This is a genomic window from Gordonia lacunae, assembly GCF_002149015.1.
Classification (GTDB): Bacteria; Actinomycetota; Actinomycetes; order Mycobacteriales; family Mycobacteriaceae; genus Gordonia; species Gordonia lacunae.
In genome coordinates this window covers 1-16,153 of sequence record NZ_NGFO01000045.1, presented here as the reverse complement: position 1 = coordinate 16,153, position 16,153 = coordinate 1, and the positions used below count along the sequence as shown (strand labels likewise).

The following is a 16,153-nucleotide window of genomic DNA, read 5'->3' as shown; positions in this document are numbered from 1 at the left end:
GGCTCGACCAGCGGCGGGGCAGGTCAGAGCTCCTTGGCGACCCTGCGATACGCGGCGATCGCCCGATGGCCGTCGGCCTCGAGCCGGGCGTCGATCCGGCCCAGTACGAACATGTCCGGGCCGCCGAGGTTTCCGGTCGACGCGATCTGCGCGAGTCGCGTCCGGTTGATCCGGGTGTCGTTGAAATCGCCGAGCGCGGACTGGATCTTCTTGGCCGCCGAGCCGACGTCGCGGTACTTCTTCTTGCCGAGCGGTTCGGTCGCGTCGATGCTGTAGCGCAGACGCTTCGCGCGCTTGCGGATGGTGTGCAGCTGCTCCTCCCATTCGTCCGACCCCTCGGCGAACCCCGCAAGGCGGGCCTGGGCTCGATGAATGTGCTTGCGGCTGCGGGCGATCGCCTTGTCGACGACTGTCGTCGCCGGGAGGTCGGCGTCGGGACCCGGAGGTGGCGAGGCGATCAGGCCGTCGATGCTGTCGAGCAGGGTGAAGTACCGCTTCGACGACATCGCCGCGTGCGCCGCGCGTAGTGCGCGGTCGTGTGCGGTGACCTCGGTGCCGGCGAGCTCGGCGAGCAGTTCGGGCGACGCGTTCTCGCCACGCAGGAGTGACTCGCTCAACTCGAGCTGCACCTCGGAATCGCGTGCGTCGCCGAGGATCTGGGCCAGCAGCTTCAGTTCGGCGCCGATGTGCGCGGTCTGCTCGGCGTCGAGGACGGTGGGGAAGCCCGACAGCACGCTGCGCAGACGGCGGCAGGCCACCCGCATCTGGTGCACGGCGTCGGGGGCGTCGACGCGCACGAGCGGGTCGTAGGCGACCAATGCATTGCGGTGCAGCGCGATGTCGGTGACGACGAGTTCGAGTGCGGTGGGCCGCTTGGAGAGTCGCGGCTCGTGCACCGTCGGGGTCGCACCGATCGCGCGGGCGAGCTTCGACGCGCTCGACGCCTCCCGACCGCCTCCGGCGCGCAGCGCCTTGTCGGCGGCCTTGAGCAGCTTGGTCGTGCCGCCGGAGAGCAGTTCGAACTCCCACTCCGCCCACTGCTGGCAGTGCCCACCCGGCAGGAGCGACTGTGCGGTCACCAGATCCTCGGCGAGTTCGGCGAGCGGCTCCTCGTCGGCGCCCAGCAGCCGGGTGACGGTGCGCGTCGTCGAGATGACCGCGACCGGGATCAGTGTGCGTGCGCGGATGTGGGCGAGGACCGGGGCCGTCAGTGCCTCGGGCACCTCACCGTCGGCGGGTGCCTCGTCGAATCCCACCTGCAGTTCGCGTCGTGCCCCGGGGATGTCGCTGGGACGCTTGAGATGCCAGCCCTCGTCGGTCCCGCCGGTACGCCGACGCATGGTGATCTTGTTGCCGGCGAGATCGAGATTCTCGGTGTCGAAGTAGGTGGCGTCGAGAGAGAAGGTCTCCGGGGTCGTCGCCGAGACGACGCCCGGCAGGGCCCGCAGATCGGGGGCCACGTGGCCGGCGTCGACATCGAATTTGAGCTCCACCTCGACCTGCTCGGATGCGGCCACCTGTTCCTCCTGAAGTCGTCGACGGCTGTCCGTCGAGCTTAGTGGTGTATCGCAGAGGTCGGCGTCGGCTACCGCGCGAACCGGTCGGTCGCCTCGATGAGGTGATGCCGGATACCCGGCTCGAAGGACGCGTGCCCGGCATCGGCCACGATGTGCAGGTCGGCGGCCGGCCACGCGCGGTGCAGGTCCCACGCGCTGCGTGTCGGGCACACCACGTCGTACCGGCCCTGGACGATCACGCCGGGGATGGACGCGATCGCGTCGATGTCGTCGAGGAGCTGGCCGTCGCGGAGGAACCCGTGATTGACGAAGTAGTGGTTCTCGATCGATGCGAAGGCGAGGTCGAAGCGGCCGCGGTCGTCCTCCGACACATCGTCCGCGCCCTCGTCGGGGCGGGGGAGCAGGTAGCTGGTCGCCTGCTCCCAACCCGTCCAGGCACGGGCGGCGGCGCGGGCCGTCGCGGCATCCCCGGAGGTGAGCAACCGGTGATACGCCTCGACCAGGTCGCCGTCGCGTTCGTCGACCGGTATGGGCTCGAGGTAGCTCTCCCACAGATCGGGGTAGATGTGCGCGGCGCCGCCGTTGTAGTACCAGTCGATCTCGCTGCGCCGTAACAGGAAGATGCCGCGCAGCACGAGTTCGGTGACGCGCTCCGGATGGGCCTGCGCGTAGGCCAGCCCGAGCGTCGAGCCCCAGGAGCCGCCGAAGACCTGCCAGCGCTCGATCCCGAGATGGTCGCGGAGTCGCTCCATGTCGGCGATCAGGTGCGGCGTGGTGTTGACCGCCAGGTCGGCGCCGTCGGCGATGTGGGGCCGGGACTGTCCGCAGCCGCGCTGGTCGAACAGCACGATGCGGTACTTCGCCGGGTCGAAGAACCGGCGTTGTGTCGGAGCGGTCCCGCCCCCGGGTCCGCCGTGCACGAACACCGCGGGCTTTCCCTCCGGGTTGCCCGACGTCTCCCAGTAGATCTGCTGGCCGTCACCGACATCGAGGTGGCCGGCGGCGTAGGGCTCGATCTCCGGGTAGAAGTTCCGCATGGACGTCAGCGTAGGCGTCTGCGCCACGCTCGGCCGGTAGGACGTCCCGGCGACGGGCGTGCCGCGCCGGGGCGTCGAACCCGCGGGTCAGTAGCTGTGTTCGGGGCCCGGGAAGACCCCGCGGCGTACCTCGTCGGCGTATTGCTCGGCGGCCGAACGCAACTCGCCCCCGACATCGGCGAAGCGCTTGACGAAGCGGGCGGTCTTGCCGTGGGTGAGGCCGGCCATGTCCTGCCAGACCAGGACCTGGGCGTCGGTCTCGTTGCCCGCGCCGATCCCGACGGTCGGGATGGTGAGCTTGCGGGTGATCTGACCGGCGAGATCGGCCGGCACCATCTCCATCACCACGGCGAAGGCACCCGCCTCCTGGACCGCGATGGCGTCGGCGATGAGCTGGTCGGCGCCGTCGCCGCGACCCTGGACGCGGAACCCGCCCAGCCCGTTGACGCTCTGCGGGGTGAAACCGATGTGCGCCATCACGGGGATGCCGGCCGCGGACAGAGCGGCGATCTGCGGTGCCACGCGCTCGCCGCCCTCGAGTTTGACCGCGTGTGCGCCGGTCTCCTTGAAGATCCGGAACGCGTTCTCGAGGGCGTGCTGCGGCCCGATCTCGTAGCTGCCGAACGGCATGTCGGCGACGACGAGTGCGTGCGGTGCGCCACGCACGACGGCGCGGATCAGCGGGATCATCTCGTCGACGGTGACCGGGATGGTGGTGTCGTAGCCCAGGACGACGTTGGCGGCGGAGTCGCCGACGAGGAGGACGGGGATCTCCGCGGCGTCGAAGATGCGGGCGGAGGAGTAGTCGTACGCGGTGAGCATCGACCACTTCTCGCCTTCGGCCTTCATCTGGGCGAGGTGGTGGATGCGGGTCACGCGTCGCTTGGCGGATCGACCGGAGGCGGGCGCGCCGTATACCGAGGAATCGGACATCGTTGTCTCTTTTCTGCCTCGAGTCCCGACTGGCCGGAGCGGCGCGGCGGGTACCCGGGTTGAACACGGACGTAGGCCATTGTTTCACCGGCGCGGCCCGTTGTGAGCGGCCGTGTTTATGTGATTGGTCACACGGGCGAATCGGTCCGGCCCGGGCGGTGTGGGACCCTGGGGACCGGCCGCGCCGGGAGCGACGGCCTGTCTCGAGTCCCGGGTGCTCGGCCGAACGTCTCACGATATGAGATCGTGTCCGCAAAACTGCTGGACAGCGAGTTGGATTCGCGCGTGTAACACGGATTTAACAGCGTACTCCTAAGGTCGGCGACCATGGATCGCCAAAAGGAATTCGTGCTGCGGACCCTCGAAGAGCGCGACATCCGTTTCGTCCGTCTGTGGTTCACCGACGTCCTCGGTTATCTGAAGTCCGTGGCGATCGCCCCGGCCGAACTCGAGGGCGCGTTCGCCGAGGGCATCGGCTTCGACGGCTCGGCCATCGAGGGCTTCTCGCGGGTCTCGGAGGCCGACACCGTCGCGAAGCCCGATCCGTCGACCTTCCAGGTGCTGCCCTGGACCACCTCGGCCGGCCGGCACCACTCGGCCCGCATGTTCTGCGATATCGCGATGCCCGACGGCACCCCCAGCTGGGCCGACTCGCGTCACGTCCTGCGCCGGCAGCTGAACAAGGCCGCCGACCTCGGTTTCAGCTGCTACGTCCATCCCGAGATCGAGTTCTTCCTGCTGAAGGAGGCCCCGCTCGACGGGTCGGTGCCGACCCCGGCGGACTCCGGCGGCTACTTCGACCAGGCCGTCCACGACGCCGCGCCGAACTTCCGGCGCCATGCGATCGAGGCGCTCGAGTCGATGGGCATCTCGGTCGAGTTCTCCCACCACGAGGGTGCGCCCGGGCAGCAGGAGATCGACCTGCGCTATGCCGATGCCCTGTCGATGGCCGACAACGTCATGACGTTCCGGTACCTCATCAAGGAGGTGGCGATCAACGAGGGCGTCTGGGCGACCTTCATGCCCAAGCCGTTCAGCGAACACCCCGGGTCGGCGATGCACACCCACCTCAGCCTGTTCGAGGGCGACATCAACGCCTTCCACAACCCCGACGACCCGATGCAGCTCTCCGCCACCGGCAAGAAGTTCATCGCCGGCATCCTGCACCACGCCTCGGAGATCAGCGCCGTCACCAACCAGTGGGTCAACAGCTACAAGCGGCTCATCCACGGCGGCGAGGCGCCGACCGCGGCGACCTGGGGGGGCGCCAACCGTTCCGCGCTGATCCGGCTCCCGCTTTACACGCCGAACAAGGCCTCCTCGCGGCGGGTCGAGGTCCGCAGCCCCGACTCGGCCTGCAACCCGTACCTGACGTTCGCGGTGCTGCTGGCGGCGGGCCTCAAGGGCATCAACGAGGACTACGAGCTGCCCGACGAGGCCGAGGACGACGTCTGGGCCCTCACCTCCGCCGAGCGTCGCGCGATGGGCTACAAGGAACTCCCCGGCAGCCTGGCCGACGCCTTGAAGGAGATGGAGAACTCGGAGCTGGTCGCCGAGGCGCTCGGCGAGCACGTGTTCGACTACTTCCTCCGCAACAAGTGGACGGAATGGACGAACTACCGCAGCCTGGTGACGCCGTTCGAGCTGCAGAACTACCTGCCGCTGTAGGGTCCGCTCCGGCCCGGTCCGGCACCGCGATGTCGTATTCGGCGGACTCGGTCGCTACTTTTGTGATGTGACAACACGATCGGGACCCCCTGGGCGAGCCGGACGAAGCACGGTCCCCAGCGCGGGACGCCTGGGTCTCCTCGACGACTCCGCACCCCGGAACCTGGCCGACCTCGGCTGGAACACGCCCGAATCGGTCGATGTGCTGTGGGCGCTGTCGCGGTCACCCGACGCCGACCTCGCGCTGCGCACCCTCGTGCGGTTGCGCGGAGCCGTCGGTGACGAGTGGCCCGAGATCGACGCCCTGGTACGGGCGGAGCGCTCGTTCCGCGGCCGCCTGTTCGCGGTCATCGGCTCCTCCGACGCGCTCGCCGATCACCTGGTCGCCGAACCGTCGAGCTGGCGGCTGTTGCTCGCCGACGAGCTGCCCGACCGTGCCGCGGTCGACCGTCTGATGCTCGCCGCCGTCGACGCGCAGGCCGAGCCGGGTGAGGTCGAGAAGGGCAATCGGGTGTACCGGGCCCGGCTCACCGGCCCGAAGGCCGTCGTGGCGCTTCGCCTGGCCTATCGCAATCTGATCCTGCAACTCGCCGCGCACGACGTCGCCTCGACCGTCGAGGACGAGCCGGTGATGTGGCTGCCCGAGGTCGGCGCCTACCTGTCCGACCTGGCCGACGCCGCCCTGACCGCGGCACTGGCCGTCGCCTTCGCGGAGGTCTGCGGCGACGACCCCATCTCGGTTCGCCTCGCCGTCGTCGCGATGGGGAAATGTGGTGCGCGCGAGCTCAATTACGTCAGCGACGTCGACGTCATCTTCGTCAGCGACCCGGCCGACGGCACCGCGGCGCGCATCGCCGGCGAGATGATGCGGATCGGCTCGCTCGCGTTCTTCGAGGTCGACGCCGCGCTGCGGCCCGAGGGCAAGTCCGGCGCGCTGACGCGAACACTCGAATCGCATGTGGCCTACTACGAGCGCTGGGCGAAGACCTGGGAATTCCAGGCGCTTCTGAAGGCGCGGGCGATGACCGGCGACATGCAGCTCGCCGACGAGTACATCGCGGCCGTCAAGCCGATGGTGTGGAAGGCCGCCGAGCGACCCGACTTCGTGCCCGAGGTGCAGAAGATGCGACGCCGCGTCGAGTCCCTGCTTCCCGAGGAGGAGCGGGAACGCAACCTCAAACTCGGACGCGGCAGTCTGCGCGACGTCGAGTTCGCGGTCCAGCTCCTGCAGATGGTGCACGGCCGGGTCGACGAGAACCTGCGCGTGATGCCGACCGTCGACGCACTGGCCGCGCTCACCGCGGGCGGTTACGTCGGACGCGACGACGCCGCGAATCTCAGTGCGTCGTATCAGTTCTTGCGACTGCTGGAGCATCGTCTGCAGCTGCAGCGGATGTCCCGGACCCACCTGCTGCCCCCGCCCGACGATCACGAGGCGCTGCGCTGGCTCGCCCGGGCCGCCCACATCCGGCGGGAGGGTGAACTCGACGCGACGGGGGTGCTGCGCGAACAGATCCGCCATCAGAGCCTGCGGGTTCGGCGTCTGCACCAGAAGCTCTTCTACCGCCCGCTGCTCGAGGCGGTCACGCGCTTCAAGACCGACGAGCTGACCCTGACCGACACCTCGGCCGAAAGGCGGCTGGCCGCACTGGGTTACGCGAAGCCCGACCGCGCGCTGAGCCACATCCGCGCACTGTCGAACGCGCCGGGGCGGCGCGGTCAGATCCAGCTCCTGATCCTGCCCCAGCTGCTCGAGCACATCGGCGACACCCCCGATCCCGACGCGGGCCTGCTGAACTACCGCCGGCTGTGCGATGTCATGGAGGACACCGACTGGTTCCTGCGGCTGTTGCGCGACGACGGCGTCGTCGCGGCGCGGCTGATGAAGGTCCTGGGGACGTCGGAGTACATCGCGAACATGCTGATGCGCTCGCCCGAGGTGATCCACCAGTACTCCGACGGACCCGACGGTCCCAAGCTGTGCAACGTCCGGCCCGAGGACGTGGCCAAGGGCCTCGTCGCGTCGACCGTCCGTCAGCAGGACATGAAACGCGCGGTGGCCGTGGCCCGTTCGCACCGACGTGCCGAACTCGTCCGCATCGCGTCCGCCGACGTGCTGGGGCTCCTGGACGTCCCGGCCGTCTGCAAGGCACTGTCCAGCGTGTGGGCGGCGGTGCTCAACGCGGCGCTCACCGTGGCGATCGACATCTCCGAGCGCGAGCGGGGGAGCCGGGCACCGGCGCGCATCGCGGTGATCGGCATGGGCCGACTCGGCGGCGGCGAACTCGGCTACGGTTCGGACGCGGACGTGATGTTCGTGTGTCAGCCCGACCGGGACGCCGAGGAGTCCGAGGCGCTCAAGTGGGCGCAGACGATCGCGGAGAACGTGCGGTCGATGCTCGGCAGCCCCAGCGCCGATCCGCCGCTGGAGGTCGACACCGGTCTGCGTCCGGAGGGCCGAAACGGTCCCATCGTGCGCACCCTCGCGTCCTATGCCGCCTACTACGCGCAATGGGCCCAGCCGTGGGAGGTCCAGGCGCTGCTCCGTGCTCACCAGGTCGCCGGCGACGAGGCCCTCGGCATCGACTTCCTGCACATGATCGATCACGTGCGCTACCCGGCCGGCGGTGTCAGCAACGACGCCGTCAAGGAGATCCGCCGGATCAAGGCCCGGGTCGACGCCGAACGTCTGCCACGTGGTGCCGATCCGGCCACGCACACCAAACTCGGCCGCGGCGGCCTCGCCGACATCGAATGGACCGTGCAGCTCCTCCAGCTGAAGTATGCGCACCGCTACCGCAGCCTGCACAACACCTCCACGCTGGAGTCCCTGGATGCCATCGGCGCGGCGGAGTTGTTGTCGGAGAACGACGTCACGCTGCTGAAGGATGCCTGGACGACCGCGACCAAGGCGCGCAATGCGCTGGTCCTGGTCCGCGGCAAGCCGATCGACCAGCTACCCGGCCCGGGAACGCAGCTGCGCCAGATCGCCTTCGCCGCCGGGTGGCCGGAGGACCAGGCCAACGAGTTCCTGGAGAATTACCTCCGGGTGACGCGGCGGGCCAAGGCCGTGGTGCTGAAGGTCTTCGGGGCCTGACGCACAAGCGGGACCGAACGAGGCCCGAGGCGGGCACAGACGAATCCGGCGGGGGAACACCGGATCACATGGGGGAGCGATGACGAGATTTCTGTGGGCGGCCGCATACGTCCTGGGGTGGGCGATGCTCGCCGGCGTGGTGCTGGGTGTGTTCCTGCACTTCTACCCGTCACGCGGTGATGTCGCGCTGTACCTCACAAGCGCGGTGCAGTTCGCGCTCATCCCGGGGGTGATCGCGATCGTCGTCTTCGCGGTTCTACGACGCTGGTTCATGCTCGTGCTGGCCGTCGTCGCGGCCGGTGCGCTGGCCTACACCCAGGTGCCCCTCGTCGTCGCCGAGGCCGCGCCGACCGGCGAGCGGTTCACCGTCGTCTCGGCGAACCTGCTCTTCGGCGGCGGTGACATCGGTGCGCTCGAGAAGATCGTCGCCGACGCCGATCCCGACCTCGTGTCCCTGCAGGAGGTCACCCCCGAGGCACTGGAACGCCTGCGGCGCAGCGAGATCGGGCGTTCGTTGCCGCACGAGTTCGCGATCCCGTACACCTACGCGGCGGGGACCGCGATGTTCAGCAAGACGCCGCTGGACGATCGGTACAACATTCCGGGCACCGTGCTGCACAATCTGCAGGCCCGCACCGACCTGCCGGGAGCGTCGGGCACCCAGGTACTGGCCATTCATCCCGCGGCGCCGCTATGGGGACGCAACTGGGACTGGCTCGCCGACATGGATACGCTCGCCGCACATTTCGAGCAACTCCCACCAGGCCGGGTGATCGCGATCGGGGACTACAACTCCACCTGGAATCACGCGAAGTACCGGAAGCTGCTGACCAACGGGCTCGTCGACGGCACCGATGTGGCGGGAGCGGGGTTCCTGCCGAGTTATCCCACCGACAAGCGGATCGGCAACCGGCCGCTGGTCGCCATCGACCGCGTCATCCTGCGCGGCTTCGTGGCCACGTCGATGGACACCCATTACCTGCCGGGTTCCGATCACCGGACTCTGGTGGTATCACTGGTGGCATCATGACGGAGCTGCAGAACGCCGGACCCCAGGACGCCGACCGGCCGAATTCCTCGGAGCGTCCTAGTATCTCCGAACGATTGCGGTCGGCGACCGCGGTGGCGCACGAGCGCGCCGAACACGCTCCGTTCATCGACGACCTGATGGCGGGTCGGTTGAACACCGGCGAGTACCAGCGACTCGCGATCCAGCTCTACTTCGTCTACGAGGCCCTCGAACGGGTCGGCGCCGAGCTGGCGGGCGATCCGATCGCCGACGCCGTTCTCGACGCGAAATTGCTGCGCCTGCAACGACTCGGAGCCGACCTCGCGTCCTTCGGCATCGACCCCTCGCGCATGACGCCGTTGCCGGCGGTGGCGCGGTATGTGGCCGCGATCGAGTCCACCCGCACCGATCCGGCGCGGTATGTGGCTCACCACTACACGCGCTACCTCGGCGACCTCAGCGGCGGCCAGGTGGTGGCCCACCGCATGCGGGAGCACTACGGCGTCGACGACGAGGCACTGAGCTTCTACTCGTTCGACGAGATCGACAAGCTCAAGCGCTACAAGGACGCCTACCGGGCACGGCTCGACGCGCTACCCCTCGACGCGGACGGGATCGACCGGCTCGTCGACGAGGCGATCGCGGCATTCGATCACAACCAGGCGGTGTTCGGCGATCTCGACGGCGCCCGGGCGGCCTGACCCATAGGTCCGCCCGCGCGGTCGGGATCTGACGAGCTCCGGCTCAGTTGACCTGCAGCTTGACCGTGCGGTCCAGGACGACCTCGCTCAGGTCGTCATGGCCTTTCACGAGCTCGATCCGTAGCTGATTGCCGTCGAGACGGCTGGTGGTGCGAACGACTCGGGGAGTGCCTTCGAGGCTGATCCGATCGCCGGGTACGAGGTCTTCGACATATACATCGCGGGTCATTCGTCCAAACTACGGTCGTACCTTGTGAGTCGGCAGAGCAACAGGTCCCAAAAGTGATATGGATCACGTGTGAGGGTGCCCACATCGACCCTCGCCCTCGTGAATCGCCGTCCGACAGTCTCAATGTGAGACGACCGGCAGCGGAAATCGTGCTTACTCTGCGCGCGAGACCCGCAAACGTCAGGAGTCGGAGATGAAAGCTCTCGTGTATCACGGTCCCGGCCAGAAGGCCTGGGAGGACGTTCCGAATCCTGTTCTGCAGGAGCCGACGGATGCGATCGTCAAGATGGAGGTGACCACCATCTGCGGAACGGACCTGCACATTCTCAAGGGCGACGTACCAGCGGTCACGCCGGGTCGGATCCTCGGGCACGAAGGCGTCGGCGTGGTCACCGAGGTCGGTCCGGGCTGCGAGCGGGTTCGGGTCGGAGATCGCGTGATCGTGTCGTGCGTGAGCAAGTGCGGAACGTGCGAGTTCTGCCGATCGGGGCTGACGTCGCACTGCCAGACGGTAGGTGGCATCGGCTGGATCTTCGGCCACCTCATCGACGGCACCCAGGCCGAATACGTCCGGGTTCCCTTCGCCGACAACGGCCTCATTCCGCTTCCCGAGAAGGTGACGCCGGAGCAGGGAGCGATGCTCAGTGACATCTTGCCGACGGGCTACGAGATCGGGGTGCTCTACGGCGCCGTCGGACAGGGTGACGTCGTCGCCGTCGTCGGGGTGGGGCCGGTGGGCCTGGCTGCCGTGATGACGGCGTCGGCCGCCGGTGCGTCCAAGGTGATCGCGGTGGACGGCAACAAGTTCCGGCTCGAGCAGTCGCGGGAGTTCGGCGCCACCGACACCGTCGACGTGAATGCCGGGGGTGACGTGGTCGCCCGGCTCCGGGAACTCAGCCGAGGCGGACTCGGTGTGGACGTCGCGATCGAGGCAGTCGGCGTGCCCGCGACATTCGGCGTCGCGCTCGACTCCGTACGGCCCGGCGGTCACGTCGCCAACGTGGGCGTTCACGGCGAGAGCGTGACGTTCCCGCTCGAGCGGGACTGGATCAACAACCTCACGATCACGACGGGGCTGGTGAATGCCACAACGGCTCCCGAACTGCTGGAGAGCATCGAACGCGGCGACATCTCCCCGGAGAAGTTCATCACCCACCGGTTCACGTTCGACCAGTTCGACGAGGCCTACGACACGTTCGGCAACGCGGCCGACGAACACGCGCTCAAGGTGATCATCGCCGCCGGCGACTGACGGTCCGCCGCACCTGGGCGACGTACGCGGCGTCGCTACTCTCTGGCCTCGGCGATGGACAGCACGACGGTGGTTCGCTCGTCGGAGTCCAGCGTCTCGTCGTCGGCCGTCTGGTCGACCAGCGAGAAGTGCCGCACATTGGCGAGGTTCACGATGTGCGCGGACCCCTCGAGTTCGAGGGCGATCGGTTCGCGTTGCCGGACCATGTCGCGGACGAACTGCATCACCTCCGGGACCGACTCTGCGAACAGCAACCGGATCTCGAACTCGTCGGACGTCAGAAGTGTGCCCATGCGGCTCATCGTCGCACGATGAGCCGGTCGGACAGGGCGCCTCGCGCGGATTGCCGTGCCGATCTGCCGGCAACGAAACGGCCCGCTCGGCGATCGCCAGAGCGATCGCGGAGCGGGCCGAGTCGACGTCGGAGCCTGGGCTCAGCAGTCGTAGTAGAGCGAGAACTCGTACGGGTGCGGACGGATCTGCACCGGCTCGATCTCGTTCTCGCGCTTGAGCGCGATCCAGGTCTCGATGAGGTCCTCGGTGAACACGCCACCGGCGGTGAGGTATTCGTGATCCTCTTCGAGGCGGTCGATGACCGCGGCCAGCGAGGTCGGAGCCTGCGGGATGCTCTTGGCCTCCTCCGGCGGGAGCTCGTAGAGGTCCTTGTCGACGGGCTCGTGCGGCTCGATCTTGTTCTTGATGCCGTCCAGGCCGGCCATCATCATCGCGGCGAACGCCAGGTACGGGTTGCCCGAGCTGTCCGGGCAACGGAACTCGAGGCGCTTGGCCTTCGGGTTGTTACCGGTGATCGGGATACGCACACAGGCCGACCGGTTGCGCTGGCTGTAGACCAGGTTGATCGGGGCCTCGTAGCCCGGCACCAGACGCTTGTAGGAGTTCACCGTCGGGTTGGTGAAGGCCAGCAGCGACGGTGCGTGGTGCAGGATGCCGCCGATGTAGTAGCGCGCCAGGTCCGACAGGCCCGCGTAGCCGGCCTCGTCGTGGAACAGCGGCTTGCCGTCCTTCCACAGGGACTGGTGGGCGTGCATGCCCGAGCCGTTGTCGCCGAACAGCGGCTTCGGCATGAAGGTGACCGACTTGCCGTTCTGCCACGCGGTGTTCTTGATGATGTACTTGAACAGCTGCACGTCATCGGCTGCGTGAAGCAGCGTGTTGAACTTGTAGTTGATCTCCGCCTGGCCCGCGGTGCCGACCTCGTGGTGGCCGCGCTCGAGCTCGAAGCCCGAGTTGGTCAGGTTCGTCGACATCTCGTCGCGCAGGTCGACGTAGTGGTCGTACGGGGCGACGGGGAAGTAGCCACCCTTCGGACGGACCTTGTAGCCGAGGTTCGGGCTGCCGTCCGGGTCGGTCGGCGAGGCGGTGTTCCACCAGCCGGACTCGGACTCGACCTCGTAGAAGGTGCCGTTCATCTCGGAGCCGAAGGACACCGAGTCGAAGATGTAGAACTCGGCCTCGGCGCCGAAGAAGCAGGTGTCGGCGACGCCGGTCGAGGCGAGGTAGTCCTCGGCCTTGCGGGCGACGTTGCGCGGGTCGCGGCTGTAGGCCTCGCGGGTGAACGGGTCGTGGACGAAGAAGCTGAGGTTCATCGTCTTGGCCTTGCGGAACGGATCGATCCGCGCGGTGGCCGGGTCGGGCAGCAGCATCATGTCCGACTCGTTGATCGACTGGAAGCCACGCACCGACGAGCCGTCGAATGCCAGACCGTCCTCGAAGACGTCCTCGTCGAAGGCCGACGCGGGGATCGAGAAGTGCTGCATGACACCGGGCAGGTCGCAGAATCGGATGTCGACGTACTCGACACCTTCCTTCTTGATGCCCTCGAGTAGTTCTTCTTTACTGCTGTACACCGTGCGGTGACTCCTTCGTGATCGGTGGTCCGTGCATGGGGACACGCCACATCCGCCACTGAGAAACAGCAGCGGATCTCAGCGGCAACCGTATGGAGGCGAAGTTGCCCATGCGCTAAGTCCGTGTTTCCCCCGTGTTACACGCGCAGTGGTGTTCGCTACACAGCGTGTTCGGGGCGCGACGCACTCGGCGCACCCCAACCCTAGCGGCAGGCCCGAATGGGCGGGACAGGTCGCGACAACCAGCGACTACGATGGTTCGCCGTGCGGCGACGACGCGGACCGAGGGGGTTGCGCGGTCGCGTGAGAGGAGTCATCACCGATGGGACGAGTCACGGGTTCCTGGCTGTCGGGACCGCAGATCGGTCCCGCGTCCGGCGTGGAGAACGAGTATCGAGGGCAGGATCTCGGACTGCCGCAGAGTGGGCCCGGGTCGCTGGCGACCGGGTGGCCACGCGTCGCGGGTCTGCTCGTCGACTGGCTGATCGCCGCCGGACTGGCCCTGCTGTTCGTCGGGTTCTACTCGCCTCACCTCGCCACCACGCAGCTCGGCGTGTGGTTCGTGATGGGCATCTTCGCGGTGACCCTGTTCGGGTTCACCCCGGGCCAACTCGTCATCGGGATGCGTGTCGCACGAGTCGATTTCGGGCCCGAGCGCAACACCGCAGAGGCGACCGGCGAGCAGAGTCCGGCCGCGGTCGGGATCGTCCGGGCCTTCTTCCGCCAGCTGCTGATGATCTTCCTGGTCCCGGCGCTGATCAACGACTACAACGGGCGCGCCCTGCACGACCGCGCGACCGGCACCGCGCTCGTCCGGACCCGCTGACGGCGGCCCATCCGCCGCACGAGCCATTCATCGACGAAACCCACCACCGAATCGCCATCGGTGGTGGGTTTTGTCGTTGGTCGTGGCCCGTCGACACCACCCGGGCGCACGGTCGACGCAATTCAGTGCACAGTCGACGGGATCGGGCGCCCGGTCGACGGGGAGGGCGGTCGCGTCAGCCGCGGCGGCGCGCCGTCCGCTGCATGCTGCGCATCTTGGCGTTCGCGGGCAGGGGACCCTTCGGCATGCCGGGGCCGGGAGCCTTGCTGCCGAGGGCGGACAGCCGTCCCTCGAGGGTCTCCATCCGCTTGCGGTCGATGTTGCTGGGCAGCTTGTTGAGGTGCCGCTCGAGCTTCGACAGCGGGACCTGGCCGTCGTCGTTGCCGACCATGATCTCGTAGATCGGGGTGTCGCCGACGACGCGCGCGACCTTCTTCTTCTCTTGACCGAGCAGGGACTTGATCCGCGTGGGCGAGCCCTCGCCGACCAGGATGACGCCGGGCTTGCCGATGACGCGGTGTACGGCGTCGAGCTGGGACGTACCGGCGACGGCCTGCTTCACCCGCCACTGTCCGCGCATGTTGCCCAGCGCCCAGCCGGCAGCGCCCGGCTGGCCCTCGGCCTTCGTGTAGACGTTCTTCTGGACCCGGCGGCCGAACAGGATGAACGCGCCCAGGATGCCCAGCACCACGCCGAGGGGGATCAGCAGCCACGGCGAGCCGAGCGCGAACCCGAGGGCGGTGAAGACGGCGATCGACAGGACGATCACACCCGCCATGTAGGGGATGAGTCGTTTGTCTTCCTTGCGCTGCATCTGGAAGGCCTGCCACAGCTGCTGGCGCCGTTCCTTCGATGCCGCCTTCCGGGCCTTCTTCTTCTCGGCCTTGACCTCTTTGCTCACCTGCGCCTTTGCCATGAGGCCAGTTTACGTCCGCGCGCCGAGGAGTCAGCGGGCGAGGCGTGCCATCAGGCTGGAGGCCTCCTGGCTGGCCGATCCCTCGGCTGCCAGGTGGGCCAGTGCCGGGGAGATCTCGCGGCCGTGGTGGGCCATGGCCTGCGCGTAGAGGCGGCCGGCCCGGTAGGACGAGCGCACCAGCGGACCCGCCATGACGCCGGCGAAACCGACTTCGTCGGCGAACTCGGAGTGATCGACGAACTCCTCGGGCTTGACCCACCGCTCGACCGGATGATGCCGCGGCGAGGGACGCAGGTACTGCGTGATGGTCAGGATGTCGCAGCCCGCCTCGTGCAGATCCACGATCGCCGACTGCACCTCCTGCGGTGTCTCGCCCATGCCCAGGATGAGGTTCGACTTCGTCACCAGCCCGAAATCGCGTGCAGCGGTGATGACTTCGAGGGACCGCTCGTAGCGGAACGCCGGGCGGATGCGCTTGAAGATGCGCGGCACGGTCTCGAGGTTGTGCGCGAGGACCTCGGGGCGGGCGTCGAAGACCTCGGCCAGCAGGTCGGGCTTGGCGTGGAAGTCCGGGATCAGGTTCTCCACACCGGTGCCGGGGTTGAGGCGGTGGATCGCGCGGACGGTCTCGGCGTAGAGCCAGGCACCCTCGTCGGGCAGGTCGTCGCGCGCGACACCGGTGATGGTCGAGTAACGCAGGCCCATCGCCTGCACGCTCTCGGCGACGCGGCGGGGTTCGTCGCGGTCGAGGGCCGACGGCTTGCCGGTGTCGATCTGGCAGAAGTCGCAGCGGCGGGTGCACTGTTCGCCGCCGATGAGGAAGGTCGCCTCGCGGTCTTCCCAGCACTCGTAGATGTTGGGGCAGCCGGCTTCTTCGCAGACGGTGTGCAGGCCTTCGCGCTTGACCAGGCCCTTGAGTTCGGTGAACTCCGGGCCCATCGTCGCGCGGGTCCGGATCCACTCCGGCTTGCGTTCGATGGGGGTCTGGGCGTTGCGCACCTCGAGGCGGAGCAGTTTGCGGCCTTCGGGGGCGGGGCTGGCGGTCGAGGGTGCGGATGCCGATGCCGAGGGTGTGGCGTCGGGGGCACCGGGTCCGGGGG

Annotated in this window: 14 protein-coding genes; 6 read left to right on the top strand and 8 right to left on the bottom strand. The window is 68.1% G+C overall.

All coding sequences use genetic code 11. From position 1 onward, the window contains the following. Positions 1-23: 23 nt before the first annotated feature. The 3 genes from CA982_RS24265 to panB all read right to left on the bottom strand — a co-directional run bounded on the left by CA982_RS24265 (position 24) and on the right by panB (position 3,487). Positions 24-1,517: a CYTH and CHAD domain-containing protein gene (locus CA982_RS24265; RefSeq protein WP_086537687.1), complete on the bottom strand. Its 1,494-nt coding sequence runs from the start codon at positions 1,515-1,517 to the stop codon at positions 24-26. Between the two features lie 68 nt (positions 1,518-1,585). After that, complete coding sequence (gene pip, locus CA982_RS24260) at positions 1,586-2,554, bottom strand: prolyl aminopeptidase (RefSeq protein WP_086537686.1); 969 nt, start codon at positions 2,552-2,554, stop codon at positions 1,586-1,588. 87 nt (positions 2,555-2,641) lie between these two features. Beyond that, positions 2,642-3,487, bottom strand: coding sequence for a 3-methyl-2-oxobutanoate hydroxymethyltransferase (gene panB / locus CA982_RS24255; RefSeq protein ID WP_086537685.1), 846 nt, complete (start codon positions 3,485-3,487; stop codon positions 2,642-2,644). A gap of 327 nt (positions 3,488-3,814) precedes the next feature. Here panB and glnA (CA982_RS24250) point away from each other — a divergent pair, with 327 nt between their 5' ends. The 4 genes from glnA (CA982_RS24250) (at position 3,815) to CA982_RS24235 (ending at position 9,962) form a co-directional block, all read left to right on the top strand. Next, entirely contained in the window at positions 3,815-5,155 is a 1,341-nt protein-coding gene (gene glnA, locus CA982_RS24250) for a type I glutamate--ammonia ligase (RefSeq protein WP_004022942.1), read from the top strand. Between the two features lie 67 nt (positions 5,156-5,222). After that, the gene (locus CA982_RS24245; protein WP_086537684.1) at positions 5,223-8,252 is read left to right on the top strand and encodes a bifunctional [glutamine synthetase] adenylyltransferase/[glutamine synthetase]-adenylyl-L-tyrosine phosphorylase; all 3,030 of its coding nucleotides are present in this window, start codon (positions 5,223-5,225) and stop codon (positions 8,250-8,252) included. 79 nt (positions 8,253-8,331) lie between these two features. Further along, entirely contained in the window at positions 8,332-9,282 is a 951-nt protein-coding gene (locus CA982_RS24240; protein ID WP_086537683.1) for an endonuclease/exonuclease/phosphatase family protein, read from the top strand. Then, positions 9,279-9,962: a biliverdin-producing heme oxygenase gene (locus CA982_RS24235; protein ID WP_208618094.1), complete on the top strand. Its 684-nt coding sequence runs from the start codon at positions 9,279-9,281 to the stop codon at positions 9,960-9,962. The genes CA982_RS24240 and CA982_RS24235 overlap by 4 nt, the downstream gene beginning before the upstream one ends. Before the next feature lie 43 nt (positions 9,963-10,005). Here the strand turns inward: CA982_RS24235 and CA982_RS24230 are convergent, their stop codons facing one another. Further along, on the bottom strand, positions 10,006-10,191 hold the full coding sequence (locus CA982_RS24230) for a hypothetical protein (protein WP_004022938.1): 186 nt from the start codon (positions 10,189-10,191) through the stop codon (positions 10,006-10,008). A gap of 193 nt (positions 10,192-10,384) precedes the next feature. Here CA982_RS24230 and CA982_RS24225 point away from each other — a divergent pair, with 193 nt between their 5' ends. Continuing rightward, entirely contained in the window at positions 10,385-11,443 is a 1,059-nt protein-coding gene (locus CA982_RS24225) for a zinc-binding dehydrogenase (RefSeq protein ID WP_086537682.1), read from the top strand. 35 nt (positions 11,444-11,478) lie between these two features. Here CA982_RS24225 and CA982_RS24220 read toward each other — a convergent pair whose 3' ends face one another. Both CA982_RS24220 and glnA (CA982_RS24215) read right to left on the bottom strand, forming a co-directional pair. Next, a complete protein-coding gene (locus tag CA982_RS24220; RefSeq protein ID WP_086537681.1) occupies positions 11,479-11,736 on the bottom strand; it encodes a hypothetical protein in 258 nt (85 codons plus the stop codon). 141 nt (positions 11,737-11,877) lie between these two features. Next, positions 11,878-13,311, bottom strand: a complete 1,434-nt coding sequence (gene glnA / locus CA982_RS24215; protein WP_086537680.1) for a type I glutamate--ammonia ligase — start codon at positions 13,309-13,311, stop codon at positions 11,878-11,880. Positions 13,312-13,633: 322 nt separating this feature from the next. On the opposite strand from glnA (CA982_RS24215), the gene CA982_RS24210 reads away from it, so the two are divergent. Continuing rightward, positions 13,634-14,137: an RDD family protein gene (locus tag CA982_RS24210; RefSeq protein WP_086537679.1), complete on the top strand. Its 504-nt coding sequence runs from the start codon at positions 13,634-13,636 to the stop codon at positions 14,135-14,137. 175 nt (positions 14,138-14,312) lie between these two features. On the opposite strand, the gene CA982_RS24205 is transcribed toward CA982_RS24210, so the two are convergent. Further along, the gene (locus tag CA982_RS24205) at positions 14,313-15,053 is read right to left on the bottom strand and encodes a DUF4191 domain-containing protein (protein ID WP_086537678.1); all 741 of its coding nucleotides are present in this window, start codon (positions 15,051-15,053) and stop codon (positions 14,313-14,315) included. Positions 15,054-15,083: 30 nt separating this feature from the next. Continuing rightward, positions 15,084-16,153: lipoyl synthase (lipA, locus tag CA982_RS24200; RefSeq protein WP_244176486.1), on the bottom strand; the 1,070-nt coding region annotated here is incomplete at its 5' end.